The sequence below is a fragment of the Corallococcus sp. CA054B genome, assembly GCF_003611625.1.
In the GTDB taxonomy this organism is placed as follows: domain Bacteria; phylum Myxococcota; class Myxococcia; order Myxococcales; family Myxococcaceae; genus Corallococcus; species Corallococcus coralloides.
This window is the reverse complement of record NZ_RAVY01000047.1, coordinates 31458-50630: the sequence shown is the minus strand read 5'-3', so window position 1 is coordinate 50630 and position 19173 is coordinate 31458. Positions and strand designations below refer to the sequence as shown.

General features: G+C 69.9%; 17 protein-coding genes. 12 read left to right on the top strand and 5 right to left on the bottom strand.

Translation table 11 applies throughout. The annotated features are described in order from the left end of the window. From D7V80_RS41780 to D7V80_RS42235, 4 genes are all read left to right on the top strand, one after another. Window positions 1-860: hypothetical protein (locus D7V80_RS41780; RefSeq protein ID WP_158616630.1), on the top strand; the 860-nt coding region annotated here is incomplete at its 5' end. Window positions 861-1084: 224 nt separating this feature from the next. Further along, window positions 1085-2395, top strand: coding sequence for a cytochrome-c peroxidase (locus D7V80_RS14610; protein WP_120588739.1), 1311 nt, complete (start codon window positions 1085-1087; stop codon window positions 2393-2395). A gap of 12 nt (window positions 2396-2407) precedes the next feature. After that, the gene (locus D7V80_RS14605) at window positions 2408-3526 is read left to right on the top strand and encodes a metallophosphoesterase (protein ID WP_120588738.1); all 1119 of its coding nucleotides are present in this window, start codon (window positions 2408-2410) and stop codon (window positions 3524-3526) included. A gap of 23 nt (window positions 3527-3549) precedes the next feature. Then, on the top strand, window positions 3550-4380 hold the full coding sequence (locus tag D7V80_RS42235; protein ID WP_199738627.1) for a c-type cytochrome: 831 nt from the start codon (window positions 3550-3552) through the stop codon (window positions 4378-4380). Window positions 4381-4420: 40 nt separating this feature from the next. Here D7V80_RS42235 and D7V80_RS41775 read toward each other — a convergent pair whose 3' ends face one another. Next, window positions 4421-4567 (bottom strand): hypothetical protein, encoded by a 147-nt coding sequence (locus D7V80_RS41775; RefSeq protein WP_158616629.1) that lies wholly within the window; start codon window positions 4565-4567, stop codon window positions 4421-4423. 50 nt (window positions 4568-4617) lie between these two features. Continuing rightward, window positions 4618-4827 (bottom strand): hypothetical protein, encoded by a 210-nt coding sequence (locus D7V80_RS14595; RefSeq protein WP_120588737.1) that lies wholly within the window; start codon window positions 4825-4827, stop codon window positions 4618-4620. Between the two features lie 649 nt (window positions 4828-5476). Between D7V80_RS14595 and D7V80_RS14590 the strand changes: the two genes are divergently transcribed. Then, window positions 5477-7846 carry a hypothetical protein gene (locus D7V80_RS14590; RefSeq protein WP_147447104.1) on the top strand — a complete coding sequence of 790 codons (2370 nt, stop codon included), beginning with the start codon at window positions 5477-5479 and terminating at the stop codon, window positions 7844-7846. A 41-nt stretch (window positions 7847-7887) separates the two neighbouring features. On the opposite strand, the gene D7V80_RS14585 is transcribed toward D7V80_RS14590, so the two are convergent. The 3 genes from D7V80_RS14585 to D7V80_RS14575 all read right to left on the bottom strand — a co-directional run bounded on the left by D7V80_RS14585 (window position 7888) and on the right by D7V80_RS14575 (window position 11411). Then, window positions 7888-8922: a rod shape-determining protein gene (locus tag D7V80_RS14585; RefSeq protein ID WP_014400170.1), complete on the bottom strand. Its 1035-nt coding sequence runs from the start codon at window positions 8920-8922 to the stop codon at window positions 7888-7890. Between the two features lie 243 nt (window positions 8923-9165). Further along, window positions 9166-9885: a glycosyltransferase family 2 protein gene (locus D7V80_RS14580; RefSeq protein WP_120588735.1), complete on the bottom strand. Its 720-nt coding sequence runs from the start codon at window positions 9883-9885 to the stop codon at window positions 9166-9168. A gap of 56 nt (window positions 9886-9941) precedes the next feature. Further along, window positions 9942-11411, bottom strand: a complete 1470-nt coding sequence (locus tag D7V80_RS14575; RefSeq protein WP_120588734.1) for an aminotransferase class I/II-fold pyridoxal phosphate-dependent enzyme — start codon at window positions 11409-11411, stop codon at window positions 9942-9944. A 198-nt stretch (window positions 11412-11609) separates the two neighbouring features. On the opposite strand from D7V80_RS14575, the gene D7V80_RS14570 reads away from it, so the two are divergent. The 7 genes from D7V80_RS14570 to D7V80_RS14540 all read left to right on the top strand — a co-directional run bounded on the left by D7V80_RS14570 (window position 11610) and on the right by D7V80_RS14540 (window position 19147). Then, window positions 11610-11921: a hypothetical protein gene (locus D7V80_RS14570; RefSeq protein WP_120588733.1), complete on the top strand. Its 312-nt coding sequence runs from the start codon at window positions 11610-11612 to the stop codon at window positions 11919-11921. Between the two features lie 63 nt (window positions 11922-11984). Continuing rightward, window positions 11985-12812 carry a 2,3,4,5-tetrahydropyridine-2,6-dicarboxylate N-succinyltransferase gene (locus tag D7V80_RS14565; RefSeq protein ID WP_120588732.1) on the top strand — a complete coding sequence of 276 codons (828 nt, stop codon included), beginning with the start codon at window positions 11985-11987 and terminating at the stop codon, window positions 12810-12812. Window positions 12813-12895: 83 nt separating this feature from the next. Next, on the top strand, window positions 12896-13528 hold the full coding sequence (locus D7V80_RS14560) for a cupin domain-containing protein (protein ID WP_120588731.1): 633 nt from the start codon (window positions 12896-12898) through the stop codon (window positions 13526-13528). A gap of 45 nt (window positions 13529-13573) precedes the next feature. After that, a complete protein-coding gene (gene dapE, locus D7V80_RS14555) occupies window positions 13574-14662 on the top strand; it encodes a succinyl-diaminopimelate desuccinylase (protein ID WP_120588743.1) in 1089 nt (362 codons plus the stop codon). Between the two features lie 151 nt (window positions 14663-14813). Continuing rightward, complete coding sequence (locus D7V80_RS14550) at window positions 14814-15215, top strand: cell envelope biogenesis protein TolA (RefSeq protein ID WP_120588730.1); 402 nt, start codon at window positions 14814-14816, stop codon at window positions 15213-15215. Window positions 15216-15436: 221 nt separating this feature from the next. Then, the gene (locus D7V80_RS14545) at window positions 15437-17695 is read left to right on the top strand and encodes a family 2 encapsulin nanocompartment cargo protein terpene cyclase (RefSeq protein ID WP_120588729.1); all 2259 of its coding nucleotides are present in this window, start codon (window positions 15437-15439) and stop codon (window positions 17693-17695) included. A gap of 54 nt (window positions 17696-17749) precedes the next feature. Continuing rightward, the gene (locus tag D7V80_RS14540) at window positions 17750-19147 is read left to right on the top strand and encodes a family 2B encapsulin nanocompartment shell protein (RefSeq protein WP_120588728.1); all 1398 of its coding nucleotides are present in this window, start codon (window positions 17750-17752) and stop codon (window positions 19145-19147) included. Window positions 19148-19173 lie beyond the last annotated feature (26 nt).

The following is a 19173-nucleotide window of genomic DNA, read 5'->3' as shown; positions in this document are numbered from 1 at the left end:
CGCTCGCCCTCGCCCCCCACCAGGGCATCAGCGCCTTCACCGGTCCGGCGCCCCTCACCCCGCTGGCCGAGGGCAGAACCGGCGTCCGGTATGCTCAGGGCCCCTGCCCCCCGCTGGCCGCGGCGGATCCGCAACGACGTCAGACGGCCCTCAGCCTGGACAGCGCCGCCTGCCTCACCCACGGCATCTCCCCGGAGCACGTGCAGACCGCCCTCCAGCAGGGCCAGCTCAACTCCGCCTACACCCGGCTGGGCAAGGACGGCATCTACTCGCGGACCGCGGACAAGAACGGCGGCGGAGCGCTGGCCGTCTACACGCGCGCGGTGGGAATCGAGCAGCGCTCCTGGAAGGCCCAGGGCAGCGGCGTGGGGAGCAATGACAGCAAGGTGCAGATGATCCTCAGCCCCGCCGTGCTGGAGAACCCCGGCCACGGCTGGCGGGCGTCCTCCACGGACAACATGGGCAAGGTCCCGGGCTCGACCAGCGCGCATCAAGCGGGCCTCCCCGTGAATGATCCGCTCGGCCGCGCCCCCCTCTGGAGCCGCCAGACCGAGTCCGCCCGCAACAGCGCCTTCAACGAGACCGTGCGCGGCAGGAGCCCCCAGGCGAACAACGAGCAACTCCACTGGCAGAGCGTCCCCCTCCAGGGAAACCTCAAGGGGATGTTGGTCACGTCCAGGTCCAGCTTCGACATGCTGATGATGCTCCCCGGCGCCCGGCCGGACGAGGGCGCGCCGGGCAGGGGCACCGTCCGGTTCGGGGAGCAGGACATCCCCGTCCTCCTCACGGACGGCGCGAACCCGTTGCTGGGCGTGCTGAAGAGGGCTGGCATCGCGGACTCCAGCGGAAGGGTCCGCTGACGCAGGCTCGGGACTCGCACGGGCGGAAAGATGAAGCCCGTGCGTGTCTTTCCCTCTGCCCGGTGGGGGAGCGTGACGTCCAACGTTCCAATCCCAGACACTCTCCCTCCCCCTGGACCTAGAGACCGTTGAACAGCTTTCGCGGGTGGCATGAAATGCGCGGACCGGCCTCGGACCCGGGCGGATGTCCCGCGGCGGCTCCAGAGAACGGGTAGGAGGCGTTCATGCGGCTGCCTTCGGGCGTCGTCACGATGCTCGCCGTGGTGCTCAACTCCGGCGCAGGACTGGCAGCACCTCCCCCTTCACAACCCGCGAATGCGACACCGCCGCCGCTGCCGCCGGGCGTCTCCGCGACGCTGTGGCGGCTCTCGGTGCCCAAGGGCTCCGAGCCCACGCCGGAGCGGGTGGCGCTGGGGGAGAAGCTCTTCCGGGACAAGCGCCTCTCCGTGGACAACACCGTGGCCTGCATGACGTGCCACGAGCCGGAGCTGGGCTTCACCGACGGCAAGCCGCTGTCCGAGGGCGTCAAGCAGCAGAAGGTGACGCGCAACAGCCCCACCGTCCTCAACGCCCTCTTCAACGCCACCCAGTTCTGGGACGGCCGCTCGGCCACGCTGGAGGACCAGGCGAAGCTGCCCATCCTCAACCCGCGTGAGATGGGCATGCCGGACCCCGACACCGTCGTGAAGAAGGTGCGCGGCATCCCCGAGTACGTCACCGACTTCCAGAAGGTGTTCGGCCGCGAGCCCAACTTCGACGACCTGGCCGTCGCCATCGCCGCGTTCGAACGGATGCAGTTCTCCGGCGACGCGCGCTTCGACAGGTTCATCGCGGGCGACAGCAAGGCGCTCACCGCGTCGGAGAAGAACGGCTGGGCGCTCTTCAACGGCAAGGCGCGCTGCAACTCCTGCCACGCGGGCAACGCCGTCTCCCCGCTGTTCAGCGACCAGAAGTTCCACAACATCGGCGTCGCCGCGCACAAGCAGGACTTCGTCACCCTGGCGCGCAAGGGCGTGCAGGTGGTGCGCACCGGTGATGAGAAGCAGATCGACGAACTGGCGCTCAACTCGGAGTTCTCCGAGCTGGGCCGCTTCCTCGTCACCAAGCAGGAGAACGACGTGGGCTCGTTCAAGACGCCCATCCTGCGCAACGTGGGCATCACCGGTCCGTACATGCATGACGGGTCGCTCACCACGCTGTGGGACGTGATGGACCACTACAACAAGGGCGGCGTGGCCAATCCCTACCTCGACGGGGGGATGCAGCGGCTGGGGCTCACCGAGCCTGAAATCGACGACCTGGTGGCGTTCCTCTTCACCCTCACGGATACGAAGTTCGACAAGCTCAACAAGGAGCAGCTGGCGAAGCAGCGCGCCCGGAAGAACACCCGGCCGGAGCGGGACACCGCCACCGCCATGGGCAAGAAGGGCAACCTGGGCGACCTGGCTCCCAACCCGGACCTGAACGCGAAGAATCCGGCGGACCTGGGCTTCTACGGCGACGTCACCCCGGTGACGACCCCCAAGCAGCGGTAACCGAGGCGCGCCATGGCAAACAAGCTCCAGAGCATCGAGACGAAGCACTACGCCGAGCGCGACGCCTTCTTCGAGGGCCTGCGCAAGCTGGACCGCCGCGCCTTCATGCGCGTCGCCGGCATCTCCGCCGGCATTGTCGCGGGCATGGGCAAGCTCACGCCCAACAGCTTCCAATTGGTCAACGTGGCGGAGGCGCAGGGGGAGAAGCCCAGGTTCTCCTTCGCGTACATCTCCGACACGCACCTATACGAGAACAAGCTCAACGACCGCTTCGTGCGCGCCATCCTCAAGGCCGTGGACGACGTGAACGCGCTGGACCCCCAGCCGGACTTCGTCCTCTTCGGCGGTGACCTGGCGCAGCTGGGCCAGGCCGGCGAGCTCAAGCTGGGCGCTCAAATCCTCAAGTCCGTGAAGGCCCCCATCAAGATGATGGTGGGCGAGCACGACTGGTTCCTGGACATGGGCGAGCTGTGGCGCGACCTGTTCGGTGCGCCCAACTACTCCTTCGACCACAAGGGCGTGCACTTCGTGGTGCTCAACTCCATCCTGGAGAAGGACTTCTGGACGGAGCGGAAGCTCTCCCCCATGGAGCGCATGAAGATCGTCGCCGGCCTGGACAATGGCATCCAGTCCCGCTTCGAGGTCGGCGCCGAGCAGCGCCAGTGGCTCCAGAACGACCTGGCCAAGGTGGCGAAGACGACGCCCGTCATCGTCTTCAGCCACTCGCCGCTCTACAAGTACTACAAGCCCTGGAACTTCTGGACCGACGACGCGGACGAGGTGCAGGCCATCCTCAAGCCGTACGAGAAGGTCACCGTCATCCACGGCCACACGCACCAGCTGCTCAGCAACCGCATTGGCAACATCTCCTTCCACGGGATGCTGTCCACCGCGTGGCCGTGGCCGTACGCGCCGGAAGGCCTGCCTTCGCTCACGGTGCCCATGAACCGCGCGGATCCGTTCAGCCAGTTCGACGGCTGCGGTAACGGCCGCATGGACGTGCTGGAGTCGGGGCTCGTGGACAAGCTCTACAACCTCTGGCAGCGCGACCCCATCACCGTGCGCGCCAGCTACCTGGGCTCCGGTGGCAAGCAGTCCGCGCCCCCCAAGCCCAAGCTGCCCACCTACTAGGACCGGAAGAGGAACTCCCTCCCATGAACCTGCGAATGAAGCTGCTCGTGGTCCCGTGCGCGGCCCTGTCCTTCGCGGGCGGCGTGGCGCTCGCCACGTCCCCGGAGTCGAAGGCCGCCCCCCAGGCGCAAGCCCTGCCCAGGCACGTCGTGCCCGCGTCCAAGGACGGCAACCTGGTGCTGGGCCTGTGTGACGGTGAGACGTCCCTGGAAGTGCAAGGCGTGAAGGACGGCCAGAAGCTCACCCGCGCCCAGGCCATCACCGCCACCGCTCAGTTGATGGACGACTGGCGCAAGAAGAACCCGAACGCGAACTGGGACGTCGTGCCCGGCCCGGTGCTGGCGCAGGCCACGCCTCCGGCCGCGAAGAAGAACCCGACGCCCGCGCCCCAGCCCAACCCCGGCTCGAAGCCCTCGGGCAACGACGTGCGCCAGGGCGGCGTGGGCGCGGAGACGGGCGCCAAGGCGGTGCCCCAGCAGCAGAAGACGAACCTCCAGACGGGCCACACCTACGGCGCGTTCTCAGAACGTGACGAGCAGGTGTGGGCGGCCTCCGTGCAGGAGACCGTGAAGGAGGGCCACCGCGTGTTCCACGACGCGGAGGCGCTGGGCGGCACGATAGGCGTGTCGTGCGACATGTGCCATCCGGACGCGGCCAACACGCACCCGGAGACCTACCCGAAGTACCAGGTGCAGCTGGGCCGCACAGCGCTGCTGCGCGACATGATCAACTGGTGCATCGAGAACCCGGTGCGCGGCAAGCCGCTGGCGGATGGCGACCCGAAGATGCGCGCGATGGAGGCGTACATCTACGCGCAGCGCAAGGGCGTGAAGCTGGAGTACGGCAAGCACTGAAGCCCGGGCTCGCCCCTCGGGCCCCGGGCGCTTCGTGCGCTCAGGGGCCCAGGTACAGGCCCAGGGCCGTGTAGGCCGCCAGGCTGTAGGTGAGCCGCGGCGGCGTCAGGTGCCGCCGTTCGATGACGCCCTTCGTGGGGCCGCGGTCATCCCAGCGACGCAGGGATGTCCCCAGCGCGAAGGGCACCGACCCCCGACACGAGCCATGGGGTCATGGGGGAAGGCATTCCGCATCCGTCACATCCGGCTGAGGAAGAAGCGGACCAGGATGAACAGCGCCATCGCGTAGGCGTACCCCAGCAGCACGCGCCCGGCGATGCGCTGCGGCGTCGGCTTGCGCGGACCGGCCTCCGGAGGTGGCGCGCGGCGCTGGTCGCGCATCACGAGGAAGCGCCCCAAGCCGAGCGCGACGATGACGGAGATGATCACGAGGTCGAAGGCGCCCATGGTGCGGGAGCTTCGGCCAACGGCCTGACGGGATTCAAGGCAAGCGGCATGCCTCATCCCGCCAGTGGTGCACTGCACGAGCCGGTCCAACAGGTTTCCGCTGGCCCGATGGGGTGCTCTCCCGGCCGCGGTTGCTCCGAACCTGTCCGACAGTCGGACAAGTTCCTGCGGGCGGGGCGGAGCGGGGCCCCGGCCAGCCACGGTGGCCCAAAGCTGTCCGACAGTCGGACAAGTTCCAGGGGGCGGGGCGGGGCCCCGGCCAGCCACGGTGGCCCAAAGCTGTCCGACAGTCGGACAGGTTTCCTCGGCTCGGATGGAGCGGAGGCCCCGCCAACCGAAGTGGTCCAAACCTGTCGGACAGTCGGACAGGTTTCCTCTACTCGGGGGGCGGAGGTCTCGGTCGCGGTGGCCCGAAGCTGTCCGACAGTCGGACAGGTTTTTGATGCGCGCCGCCAGGAGGCCGGCAGGGGGCTTACGTCCTCATCCGAGGGGACGGCCTTCTGCCCGAGAGCCCGGTGCGGCGATGGATGATGGTGGCCCTCTTGAGGTCGAAGGCATCCAGTGCGCTGGCGCTTCGGGCCATGTCCTGACGGGATTCAGGGCTCGGGGGCTTGCCTTCCCCCCGCTGGCACCCGGTTGAATGCGGGCCATGTCCCTCTCCCCTGTCATGGACCCCAGCGGCCTGCTGGAGCGCGCGCCGCGTCTGGCGGAGCTCCTGCCGGATGCCGCGCTGTCGGAGGCGCTCGCGCGGGGTGATGCGTGGGCGGTGCACGCGGTGCTCTCACGCCGGCTGGAGCACGAGCCGCCCGGGCCCACCCTGGAGCTGCTGGCGGCGCTGGTGGAGGACCGGGGCGCCTTCGTCATCGCGACCCGCCCGCCGTCCGCGTCCTCCGTGCTGGGGACGGGCGTGCGGTGGAGGGGCATGCCTCCTCGCGGCGCCGCCCCGAAGGCTCCCTTCGTCGCCGAGCGCACCGTGACGGTGCTGGGCGTTCCGGTGTGGCCCCTGGACGGCTACCTCGTGCGCTCTGACGGCAAGGCGCCGCTCCAGGTCATTGGTCAGGTGCCACCTTCACGCGGCAGGTCTCGCCGCCGCGCGACGTCCCTTACCGCGATGGCGCTGGGGCTCTGCGGCCTGGCGGGGCTGGGCGCGATGTGGCTGGAGGCTCGCAGCATGCGCGCCGTGACGGTCGTCAATGGCCTGTCACGCCCCGTGGACGTGCGCATCGGCGGCGAGCACTGGGTGGTGGCGCCCGGGACGCAGGAGCAGGGGCGCGTGAAGCTGGGAGACGACCTGCTCCGCGCGGTGACGACCTGGCCCGGCCAGGAGCCCGTCATCGAGGACGTGTGGCTGCCGACCGACGGCGAGCGGATCCTCTACAACGTGAAGGGCGCGGCGATGCTGGAGGCGGTCCCGGATGACGGGGCCACCTACTCGGGCCCACGCTCCAGGTCCCTGCCGGAGAGCGCCATGGTGCTTCAGCCGGGCGAGCGACTCTCCGTCCAGGCCGCGAACTGGGAGGCCGCTGCGCGCGCCTTCGCGGAAGCAGGACGCTGGGAGTCCGCGGGCCGCGTGGCGTCCGCCGTCGCACAGGTGGAGCCAGGGAATGCCCTGGCGCGGGAGGTGGCCGCGCGCGCCCTGCTCATCCTGGACTCACAGGCGCCGGTGAACCTCCCGGACGCCCTGCGCTGGCGCAACACGCGCGGCTACGCGGCGATGCTGATGCACACCTGGCAGGAGGATCCGGGCGCGCAGGCGCTGGCGCTGTCACTGCTGCGCCTCATTGGAGACGGAGACGCGGCCCGCGCCCGCTACACGGAGCACGCGCAGCAGCATCCGGACTCACCGCTGGCCGCCCTCTACCTCCAGCGCGCGAGCCCGCCGTCCCTGGGCACCGCGGAGGCCGTCACCGCGTACCAGGCGCTGGCGAAGCGCTTCCCGGATTCGCCCGACGTGGTCCGTGCCTGGCTGGATGCGCGCTGGCGCTTCGAGCTGGGGGACTCGCGCTACTGGAGTGACAGCGAGCGCCAGGACTTCATCACCGAGACGGCGAGACAGCTGAAGGCACTCGAGGAGAAACACCCGCCGGACACCCTGGAGGCGCTGGAGCTGGACGTGCGCATCCTCCTGCGCGCGCAGCTGCGCGACGCGGCCACCACCGTGGTGCGCCGCTACGCCGAGGACACGCGCCGCCGGACCTGGGACTTCCTGGTGCTGGCCGGACGCACGGCCGCGGCCGCCGGGCCCGAGCACACGTCCTACGTGATGCGCGACTGGATTCCCTCCCCCCTGGCCCGGCAGCCGGAGCGGATGGCGCTGTTGGACCTGCTCACCGGCCAGCGCTCGCCCAAGGCGGCGGAGGTCGCGGCGGTGACGTCGCCCGTGGACCGCGCCGTGCTGCGCCTCACCCGGGACGTGCTGCAGGACCCGAAGCGCGCGCTGAAGGATGCCGTGGGCGAGTCCGAAGCCGTGCTGTCCCGCCTGGACCCGGAGGTCGCCGCGCTGCTCGCGCTGGAGCTCACGCGGGTGGGGGATGCGCGCGCGAAGAACCTCTTCAACGCGTCGCTGCCGGTGATGCTCGCGCGCGAACCGCTGCGCAACCACGCCCTGTCCGCCTCGCGCGACACCGGACCGGGGCTCATCCGCCTGGACCCGGGGCTGCGCGCCGCCGCCATCCTGGTCCACGCCCGGCGAGACGCGCGGGAGGGCTACCCGGTCTTCGTCGAGCGCCTGGATGGCCTCACCCGCGTGGACGCGCTGGGAGGCTTCGCCGTCCGCGCCACCGGCCCCTGGATGCGGCGCGCGTTCGACGCCTGCATGGACACGAAGGTGGAGCGGTCCATCCCCCCGGGGATGCTCCTGCGAGGCGCCGTCGTGGAGGAGCAGGCCCGCCAGGAGGACGACCGGGAGGGACGCCGCCCCCACTGCGAGGCGCGCATCGTCAGGCCCACCGGGCTGCCGCTGCCCCGGGCCGCCACCGTCACCACGACGGCCGGAAACGCGAACGGCGCCGACCCCTGAAAGAGGTCCGGCGCCGTCACGGTGCAGCGGGAGAGGGAACCTCAGCCCGGCTGGCAGACCTGGCGGAGGATGTCCAAGGACTCCAGCGCCTTGCCCGCGCCAATCACCACGGCGGACAGCGGGTCCTCCGCGAGGAACACCGGCAGGCCCGTCTCCTCACGGAGCAGCGTGTCCAGGTTCTTGAGCAGCGCGCCGCCACCGGCCAGCACGATGCCGCGGTCCGCGATGTCACCGGCCAACTCCGGCGGCGTGCGCTCCAGCGTCAGCTTCACCGCTTCGACGATGCCGTTGACGGGCTCCGCGAGCGCGTCGCGCACCTCGTCGCTGGACACCGTCAGCGTGCGCGGCACGCCGGCCACCAGGTCGCGACCCTTGATCTCCATGGTCATGACCTCGTCCGTCGGGTACGCCGTGCCGATGCCCATCTTGATGAGCTCCGCCGTGCGCTCACCGATGAGCAGGTTGTACTTGCGCTTGACGTACTGGATGATCGCCTCGTCCAGCTTGTCGCCGCCGATGCGCACGGACTTGGCGAACACGATGCCCGCGAGGCTGATGACCGCGACGTCGGACGTGCCACCGCCGATGTCCACAATCATGTTGCCGCTGGGCTCCGTCACCGGCAGGCCCGCGCCAATCGCCGCGGCCATGGGCTGCTCGATGAGGTAGACCTCGCGCGCGCCCGCGTTGGCGGCCGCCTCACGCACCGCGCGGCGCTCCACCTCCGTGATGCCGGACGGGATGCCGATGATGATGCGCGGGTTCACCAGCGTCTTGCGGTTGTGCGCGCTCTGGATGAAGTAGCGCAGCATCGCGGCGGTGATTTCGAAGTCGGCGATGACGCCGTCCTTCATGGGCCGGATGGCCACGATGTTGCCCGGCGTCCTGCCGAGCATCTCCTTGGCCTCCTTGCCCACGGCGAGCACCTTCTTGCCGCCGCGCGAGTCCTGCTGCACCGCCACGACGGAGGGCTCGTTGGACACGATGCCCTGGCCGCGGATGTAGATGAGCGTGTTCGCCGTACCCAGGTCGATGGCGAGGTCGCGCGAAAACAGGGTGTGGAGCCAGTCGAACATACGGGGACGGAAACTTTCGGAAGGGCCGCGAAACTCCCCGCCCTTCAGACGGAGTGCGTTGTCGAAACTACTACGCGCCGCAATACGGAGGAAGAAAAGCCGGAACCCCTCGCGGGGTGCCGCTCGCTGGACAACCAACCGCACCCGCCCGTCTGTTCCCTTGTCCCCATTCGGAGCGCGATTTTCTTGAAGGACCCGTGCCGCATCCTCCCCCGGACAGCGGCCGGGCGGACGTCAGGGTGTTCAGCGCTTCAGGGAGTACTTCCCGATGGCGTAGAGGGCGCGCACGCCGTCCTTCCAGCCAATCTTCTTGCCCTCCTCGTAGGTGCGCCCATGGTAGCTGATGGGCACCTCGAAGACGCGCCAGTTGCCGCGCGCCACCTTGGCGGTGATTTCGGGCTCGAAGCCGAACCGGTCCTCCTCCACGTGCACGGAGCGCAGCACTTCCGCGCGGAAGGCCTTGTAGCAGGTCTCCATGTCCGTGAGGTTCAGCCCGCTCGTCATGTTGGAGAGCATGGTGAGCAGGTTGTTGAGGACGGTGTGCCAGTAGTACAGCACCCGGCGCGGCGACCCGATGAAGCGGCTGCCGAAGACGACGTCCGCGTCGCCGTCGAGGATGGGCTGGATGACCCGGGGGATGTCCCGGGGGTCGTATTCCAGGTCCGCGTCCTGCACGAGGATGATGTCCCCCGTGGCCTCGGCGAAGCCCCGGCGCAGCGCGGCCCCCTTGCCCTGGTTGTTCTCCTGGAAGAGCACGCGGATTTCGTTCCGGTTCTTCGGCGCGCCCCCCAAAATGTCCAGGCCCTGTTCGGACAGCTGACGCAGGAATTCGCGGCTGCCGTCCTTCGAGCAGTCGTCCACCAGGACGAGCTCCTTGGGGAAGTCCACGGCGATGCAGCGCCGGAGGATTTCCGCCAGGGTGGGAATCTCGTTGTAGACGGGGATGACGAGCGAGACGAGCATGGCGGCCCCGCCCTATCGCATTTCCCCCGCCAGGGCGACTCCCTTGCTCACAAAATTCAGGGCTGGGCCGCCGCGCTCCGGAGCGCGTCCAGCAGGGACTCCAGGTCCGCGTCCCCGGTGAGCGGGTGGATGAGCGTGGTGCGCAGGTACACGCCCCGGGGCAGCCGCGTCTGCACCAGGTAGAAACTCCCACGGGAGACCAGCGCTTCACGCAGGCGGACCTGGAGCGCGTCCCAGCCCTCCGGCGGCACGTGCGCGGGGGTGTGGCGGAAGCAGACGATGTTGCAGTCGGGCTCCAGGGCCAGCTCGAAGTCCGGGGCGGCGGTGAGCATCCCCGCGAAGCGCCGGGCCAGGTCGTAGGAGGCGGTGACGGCCTCCTCGAAGACGCGCGTGCCCAACACGGACAGGCACGCGTAGACCTTGAGCGGCATCATCTCCTTGGTGCACTCCAGCGTGCGCAGGCCCACGTCGCTGTAGGGGCGCGCGTCGTCGCCGTCGCCGTGGAAGAGGTAGTGGGCCTCCTGGGAGAAGGCGTCGAAGGAGCGCGCGCCGTCGCGGAAGAGCACGGCCGTCACCAGCGCGGGCATGAGCAGCCCCTTGTGCGCGTCCCACACCACGGAGTCCGCCCGCTCGATGCCCTTCACCTGCGCGCGGTACTTCGGGCTCAGGGACGCCGCGGCCCCGTGCGCGCCGTCCACGTGGAACCACAGGCCGTGCTTCTGGGCGAAGTCCGCCACGGGCTCCAGCGGGTCGAACGCGCCGGTGGCGGTGGAGCCCGCGCTGGCCACCACGGCGATGGCCTTGCGCCCCGCGCGGGTGGCCCGCTCGAGCGCGTCCTCCAGGGCGTCCGGCCGCACGCGGAAGTGGTCGTCCACGTCCACCGGGGTGAGGCCGCCCTCGCCCCAGCCCATGATGCGGACCGCGCGGGCCAGGCAGTAGTGGGCGGAGCGGGGGACCAGCACCGTCAGGGGCGGGCCCGCGTGCGCGCCGCCGTTCCACGCGTCGTAGCCGGCCTTCGCCTGACGGGCGGCGAGCAGGGCGGTGAGGTTGCCCGCGCTGCCGCCAGAGGTGAGCACGCCCCGGGTGCTGGATGGCAGGCCCAGCTTCGCCGCCATCCACGCGAGCACGTGGTGCTCCATCGCGGTGGCGACGGGGCCCATCTCGTACACGGCCATGCCGTTGTTGAGCAGCGACGACACGGCGTCGCACAGCGCGGCCAGCGGCACGGGCGCCGTCACCTGATGGCCCACGTAGCGCGGGTGGTGCAGGTGGTGCGAGCCCTCCAGCACGCGCGCCATCAGTGACGCGAAGGCCTGGGAGACCTCCGGCGCCGGCTCCTCCGGGAAGGCCGTGGCGAAGCGCTCCTGGTTCACCGCGGGCGGGGCCCAGGGCAGCACCGGCATCGCGCCCCCGGCGAGCGCGGCCTTCAGGTAGTCCGCGAGCTGATCCATCAGGGCGTGAGCGGTGGCCCGGAAGGCCTCCGGTTCATAGGCGGCGCGCAGCGGCGGGAAGACGGGGGTCGTCATGGCGGGCCCACGCTAACGGGAGCGCGTCCTCCAGGCGCGGGAAACCCGGGCGCGAAGGGCCGGACGGGCTCCAGGCCGGCCGGCGGACCCCCTCTGCTCCCGGGGCGGCCGGGCGGGCAGGGGCCCGGCGAAGGGGTGGGCGGCTCGCGGCGCCCACGGACCGTCCCCACCTTTCCGACGCACAGGAGGAGACGACCGATGGCTTTCGACGACACGCCGTCCGAACGGCGCTCCATCATCAGCGGCATGCGCGTCCGCTCGGCGGACGGGAAGCTCCTGGGGTACGTGGCCCTCATCGGGCAGGAGCATCTCTACGTCCGGCGCTCACCCTTCGTCCGCCACCGCGAATGGAAGGAGGCCCCGCTGTCCGCCGTGGGCCGGGTGCTCCAGGGCGCCGTCATCCTGAAGGAGGGCACGGGCCCGCTGGCTCATGCGGATGCCATGTTTCACGGAGAAATCCCGACACAGACCCTGCCCCTGGTGCTGGGGCCCGAGCCGTCGCACGCGTGAGGCCGTCCGGCGGTGGACATTGAGGGGGGCGCGGACACCTGAAGTGTGATTCAACCCGGCGTCATGGCGACATCCCTCGAAGAGCTCTCCCAGCGGGTGTCCGCGGCGTTCGCGGACCGGGCGAAACTGAAGGACGCGGACACGGTGGCGGCGGTGCGCGAGACGCTCGCGCGGCTGGACACCGGGGAGCTGCGCGTCGCGGAGAAGGGCCCGGACGGCTGGCGGGTCAACGCCTGGGTGAAGGAGGCCATCCTCCTGTTCTTCGCCGTGTCGGAGATGAAGGTGATGGAGGTGGGCCCCTTCGAGTTCTACGACAAGGTGCCCCTGAAGAAGGGCCTGGAGGCGGCGGGCGTGCGCGTGGTGCCTCCGGGCACCGTGCGCTACGGCGCCTTCGTGGAGAAGGGCGCGGTGATGATGCCCGGCTACGTGAACATCGGCGCGCGGGTGGGCGCGGGCACCATGGTGGACACCTGGGCCACCGTGGGCTCCTGCGCGCAGGTGGGCCGCAACGTCCACCTGTCCGGCGGCGTGGGGCTGGGTGGCGTGCTCGAGCCGCCCACCGCGTCGCCGGTCATCATCGAGGACGGCGCCTTCCTGGGCAGCCGCTCCATCGTGGTGGAGGGCGTGGTGGTGGAGGAGGAGGCGGTGCTCGGCGCCAACGTGGTGCTGACCGCGTCCACGCAGATCATCGACGTCACCGGGCCCCAGGAGGTCATCCACAAGGGCCGCGTGCCGGCGCGCAGCGTGGTGATTCCGGGCATGCGGGAGAAGCAGTTCCCCGCCGGCAAATACATGGTCCCGTGCGCGCTCATCATCGGGCAGCGCAAGGCGTCCACCGACCAGAAGACCAGCCTCAACGCGGCCCTGCGGGACTTCGCCGTCGCGGTGTGAGCCTGCGACAAATCCGGCGCGGGCGGGGGCGCGTATAGGGGTTGTCGCGCGACTTGTTACGTCCGCGTCGTTCTCAGGAGAGCATGGAACACCTCGACGACATCCTCCCCGAGTGGCTGCTCGGGACCCTGGAGCCGGCCCGGCGCGACGCCGCGGCCCGGCACCTGGAGGGCTGTGAGCGCTGCCGGGCGGAGCTGGCCCGGCTGACGCCCGCGGTGGATGCGCTGGGGGCGCTCGTGGAGCCGGTGGCGCCTCCCGCCTCCGTGCTCACGCGCCTGATGGAGCGGATGGAGAGCCCCGGCCGCTTCGCCCGCTGGACCGGGAAGGTCGCCGCGTTCCTGGACGTGGCGGAGGCTCGGGCCCGCGAGCTGCTGGAGTCCATGGCGGAGCCGTCCCACTGGATGCCCGGCCCGGTGGAGGGCGTGGAGCTGATGCCGGTGGAGACGGGCCCGGCGCGCGAGGGGATGATGGCCGCCGTCGTGCGCCTCCAGCCCGGTGTCCGCTACCCGCGCCATGCGCACCTGGGCCGCGAGTGGAACCTGGTGCTGGAGGGCGGCTTCCGCGAGGACTCCGGCCATGAGGTGTGGCCCGGAGACGAGCTGGAGAAGACGGACGGCTCGCTGCACGACTTCACCGCGCTGCAGGGCCCCGCGTGCATCTGCGTCACGGTGTTGGATGGCGTGACGTCCTTCGCGGACCTGGCGGACGGCGCCTGAGGGGACGGTGTGCCGGGCACGGGCGGGGAGTATGGTGCTTCGCGCATGGCCTCCACCGACCTCGCCACCCGACTCGCCCAGACGACGCTCGAGCTGTGTCGCATTGAGAGCCCCATTGGCCACGAGGGTCCCATCGCGGACCACGTGGAAGGCTGGGCGCTGAAGCACTTCCGCCGCGAGGAGGTCTTCCGCGTCGGGCACACGCTGCTGTTGGGCTCGCTGGAGGACCCCCGGCCCACGGTGGCGCTCATCGGCCACCTGGACACGGTGCCCATGCACCCCGGGGATGTGGGCCGCGCGCCGCGCATCGAAGGGGAGCGCGTGCACGGGCTGGGCGCGTCCGACATGAAGGGCGGCGTCGCGGTGATGATGGCGCTGGCGGAGGACCTCAAGCGCGACGCGCTGCCCGTCAACGTGGCTTTCCTCCTGTACGAGCGCGAGGAGGGCGCCTACGCGGAGAGCGGCCTCATCCCCCTGTACGAGAGGCGGCCGGACCTGTCCCGCGTGAAGTTCGGCATCGCCATGGAGCCCACGGACGGCGTGGTGCAGGTGGGCTGCGTCGGCAGCATGCAGGTGACCGTCCGCTTCACGGGGCGCAGCGCGCACTCCGCGCGGCCGTGGCAGGGGGAGAACGCCATCCACAAGGCGGGGCCGCTGCTCACGGAGCTCCTGGGCCGCGAGCGCGTGGAGGTAAACGTCGCGGGCTTCCCCTTCTATGAAGTCATCAGCGCCACGCTGGCCAAGGGCGGCCGGGCGCGCAACGTGGTGCCGGAGGCGTTCGAGCTGAACCTCAACTACCGCTTCGCGCCGGGCAAGAGCGTGGCGCAGGCGAAGGAGGACGTGCTGGCGCTGGTGGCGGGCCGCGCGGAGGTGGAGTTCACGGACGCGTCGCCCAGCGGGCCGGTGGCCGCGGGCAACCCGCTGTTCCAGCGGCTGATGTCGCTCACGGGGCTGCCCGCCGCGTCGAAGCAGGCGTGGACGGACGTGGCCCGCTTCGGCGAGTGGGGCGTGGACGCGGTGAACTTCGGACCCGGTGAGACGGCGCAGGCGCACCAGCTCCACGAGAGCGCGCCCATCCCTCCGCTGGCCGTGGCGTACGAGAAGCTGGCCGCGTTCCTGAAGGGCGCGGCTTGAGCGGTCCGCGCGGCGCGTGCGCTCCGGAGCCGGATTTTCGGCCTCGCGCGTGAGCGCATTCGTCAGCTGGCGTGCATCTGCTCGGGGGGGCATGCGTGCACTTCCGGCGGTTGCGCTTACCCTTGCAGGGTCGTCACCCTGGAGGTTGTTGATGCACGCCGAGTCGAACATGCAGGACCCGAACGAGACCCCGTCGTCCAACACGATGCTGCCGGTCGGTGAGGCCACGCCGGCGCGCCGCCGCTCCTCCGGTGCGCGCAAGGGCGCCCGCAAGGCGTCGTCCCGCCGCACGGGGGCCGCGAAGAAGGCGACCTCCAAGCGCACCACCGCGAAGAAGGCCGCGGGCAAGCGCACCGCGAAGAAGGCCGCTGGCAAGCGCGGCACGGCGAAGCGCGGCGCCGCGAAGAAGGCCACCGCCAGGCGCGGCGCCCGCAAGGCTCCGGCCCGTCGCGCCGCCGCCGGCCGCACCGCGCGCAAGACGTCCGCTCGCGGCACGTCCACGCGCAAGACGTCCGCTCGCAAGAGCTCCGCGCGCCGTTCCACGCGCCGCTAGCAGGTCACGCGAGGGTCACGCGGGGAGGCGAACGTCGCTCGACGGAATGCGCCCCCCGCGGGAGGTCTCCTTCCTTCTCAACGACTGATCCAGGAGGGTCATCCCCCATCCCCGCGAACCCTTATCTGCGGGATTAATCAACTTTTGCCGCTCAAACGGGCATCCGTGGTGTTGCCCACTGGACGACAGTACAAGCCCCTGGGGATCAACGAGGGGCGAGCATGTCCAAGGGGAAGCAGAAGCAACCGTTCCAGTTGCCGGATTTCTACGTGCCGTGGCCGGCGCGCCTGAACCCGAACCTGGAATCGGCCCGCGCGCACACCAAGGCGTGGTCGTACCAGATGGGCATCCTGGGTCCACCCCGGGATGGTACGGACCGCGAGGTCTGGTCCGAGCGCCGCTTCGACGGCATGGACTACGCGCTGCTCTGTGCGTACACGCACCCGGAGGCGCCGGGCCCGGAGTTGGATCTCATCACGGACTGGTACGTCTGGGTCTTCTACTTCGACGACCACTTCCTGGAGGTCTTCAAGTACTCGCGCGACGTGAAGGGCGGCCAGGCCTACCTGGACCGGCTGCCGCTGTTCATGCCGCTGGACATGTCCCCGCCGCCGGAGCCGGTCAACCCGGTGGAGCGCGCGCTCTGGGACCTGTGGCAGCGCACCGTGCCCTCCATGTCCATGGACTGGCGCAAGCGCTTCTTCGAGAACACCAAGCACCTGCTCGATGAGTCGATGTGGGAGATCGAGAACATCAGCGAGGCGCGCGTCTCCAACCCCATCGAGTACATCGAGATGCGCCGCAAGGTGGGCGGCGCGCCCTGGTCGTCCGACCTGGTGGAGCACGCCGTCGCCGCGGAGATTCCGGACCGCGTCGTGAGAAGCCGGCCGATGCGCGTCTTCAAGGACACGTTCTCGGACGCGGTGCACCTGCGCAACGACCTGTTCTCCTACGAGCGCGAGCTGGAGGAGGGCGAGCTCTCCAACGGCGTGCTGGTGGTGGAGAAGTTCCTCGACTGTGACACCCAGCGCGCGGCGGAGCTGGTCAACGACCTGCTCACGTCGCGGCTCCAGCAGTTCGAGACCACGTTCGCCACGGAGCTGCCGTGGCTGTTCGCGGAGTACGGGCTCAACCCGGTGGAGCAGGCGCAGGTGCTCACGTACCTGCGCGGCCTGCAGGACTGGCAGTCCGGCGGCCACGAGTGGCACATGCGCTCCAACCGCTACATGAACCAGCACTCGGAGGAGCGGCCGGCGCTGTCCATCCCCGTGCCCTCCGGTCTGGGCACCTCCGCGCTGCGGATTCCGCTGACGCCCGGCGGGCTGGGGCTGGGGCCTCGCTCCCGCTCCCTGAGCCACGTGCCCCGCCAGTACGTGGGCCCCACGAAGCTGCCGAAGTTCTACATGCCGTACAGCACGTACCAGAGCCCCCACCTGGACCGCGCGCGCAAGAACTCCAAGGAGTGGGCGCGGCGCGTGGGCATGCTGGAGGTGGTGCCCGTGGTGGGGTTCTACGTCTGGGACGACCACAAGTTCGACGCGGCGGACGTGGCGCTCTGCGGCGCGTACATCCACCCGGACGCGACCCCGGAGCAGCTGGACCTGACGGCGTGCTGGCTCGTCTGGGGCACCTATGCGGACGACTACTTCCCCATGCTCTACGCGAACACGCGGGACATGGCGGGCGCGAAGATGTTCACCGCGCGGCTGGGCCAGTTCATGCCGGATGACGTGGAGGCCGCCAGCGCCGCGGTGCCCACCAACCCGGTGGAGCTGGGCCTGGTGGACCTGTGGAAGCGCACCGCCGGCCCGCTGTCGCCGCGCGGCCGCATGCTGTTCCGCAAGGCCATCCAGGACATGACGGACAGCTGGGTGTGGGAGCTGAACAACCAGCTCACCCACCGCGTGCCGGACCCCGTGGACTACGTGGAGATGCGCCGCAAGACGTTCGGCTCGGACCTCACCATGAGCCTGTCGCGCCTCTCCAAGGGCGACGCGGTGCCGGAGGACGTCTTCAACACCCGCACGCTGCGCGGGCTGGAGAACTCCGCCGCGGACTACGCCTGCTTCGTCAACGACCTCTTCTCCTACCAGAAGGAGATCCAGTTCGAGGGCGAGCTCAACAACTGCGTGCTCGTGGTCCAGAAGTTCCTGGACGTGGACAAGGACGAGGCCGTCCTCACGGTCAACGCGCTGATGACCGCGCGCATGAAGCAGTTCGAGCACCTGGTGGCCAAGGAGCTGCCGGTGGTCATCCGCACCTTCGACCTGGATGCGAAGGCGCAGGAGAAGCTGAACAAGTACGTGGAGCAGCTCCAGCAGTGGATGGCGGGCATCCCCCGGTGGCACGCGGAGGTGGCCCGTTACACCGAGAAGGAGCTCATCCACGACGCGGCGCCGAAGCTCAAGGCGGGGAGCGTCTCCCGCCTGGGCACCTCCGCGATGCGCGTCGCCGAGCTGTTCCGCGCCGGCAGGTCCTGAGTTCAACCGCAGTCCGAAGCCTTTTCGATTCTTCAACCTGCAGAAGGGTGACCCATGTCCAACGACACCAAGAAGTTCGACGACAACAACCAGAGCCTTGGCACGCAGGCGGCGCGTCAGCTGGCGACGACGACCAAGTCCGAGCCGCAGATGCAGGGCATCTCCTCGCGGACGCTGCTCAAGCTGCTGCCGTGGGTGCAGGTGTCCGGCGGTACGTACCGCGTCAACCGCCGCATGACCTACGCGGTGGGCGACGGCCGCGTCACCTTCACCAGCACCGGCGCCAAGGTGCAGGTGATTCCCCAGGAGCTGGGCGAGCTGCCCCTGCTGCGCGGCTATGAAGACGTGGACGCGCTCACCGCGCTGGCCAACCGCTTCGAGCAGAAGGAGTACAAGGCCGGTGAGGTCATCACCGAGGCCGGCAAGGAAGCGGACTCCATCGTCCTCATCGCCCACGGCAAGGTGAACCGCATCGGCACCGGCAAGTACGGCGAGCCGCTGGTGCTGGAGACGCTGGCGGACGGCGACCACTACAGCTACCAGGCGCTGCTGGAGTCGCAGGACTACTGGCAGTTCACGGCGAAGGCCGTGACGCCCGTCATCGCGCTCGTCCTCCAGCAGTCCGCCTTCGAGGCGGTCGTGGCGCAGGTGCCGTCGCTGCAGAAGCACATCGAGAACTTCAAGGCCCGCTCCAAGAAGAAGCAGGACACCTCCGGCCAGAAGGCCATCGAGCTGGCCGCCGGCCACCACGGCGAGCCCGTGCTGCCCGGCACCTTCGTGGACTACGAGACGCACCCGCGCGAGTACGAGCTGGCCGTCGCGCAGACCGTGCTGCAGATCCACACGCGCGTCGCGGACCTCTTCAACGACCCCATGAACCAGACCCAGCAGCAGCTGCGTCTGACGGTGGAGGCGCTGAAGGAGCGCAAGGAGCACGAGCTCATCAACAACCGTGAGTTCGGCCTGCTGCACAACGCGGACCTGAAGCAGCGCATCCACACCCGCTCCGGCGCGCCGACGCCGGACGACATGGACGAGCTCCTGGCCACGGTGTGGAAGGAGCCGTCGTTCTTCCTGGCCCACCCGCGCGCCATCGCCGCGTTCGGGCAGGAGTGCAACAAGCGGGGCATCTACCCCACCAGCACCGACATGAACGGGACCATGGTGCCCGCGTGGCGCGGCATCCCCATCGTGTCCTGCAACAAGCTGCCCATCAGCGAGTCGCGCACCACGTCCATCATGCTGATGCGCGCGGGTGAGAAGAACCAGGGCGTCGTCGGCCTGCACCAGGCGGGCATCCCGGATGAGATCGAGCCCAGCCTCAACGTCCGGTTCATGGGCATCAACGAGAAGGCCATCATGAACTACCTGGTGACGGCGTACTTCTCCGCGGCGGTGCTGACGCCGGACGCGCTGGGCATCCTGGAGAGCGTGGAGCTGGGCCGCTCGTAGTTCTTCGTCCGCACGTAACGGGAAGG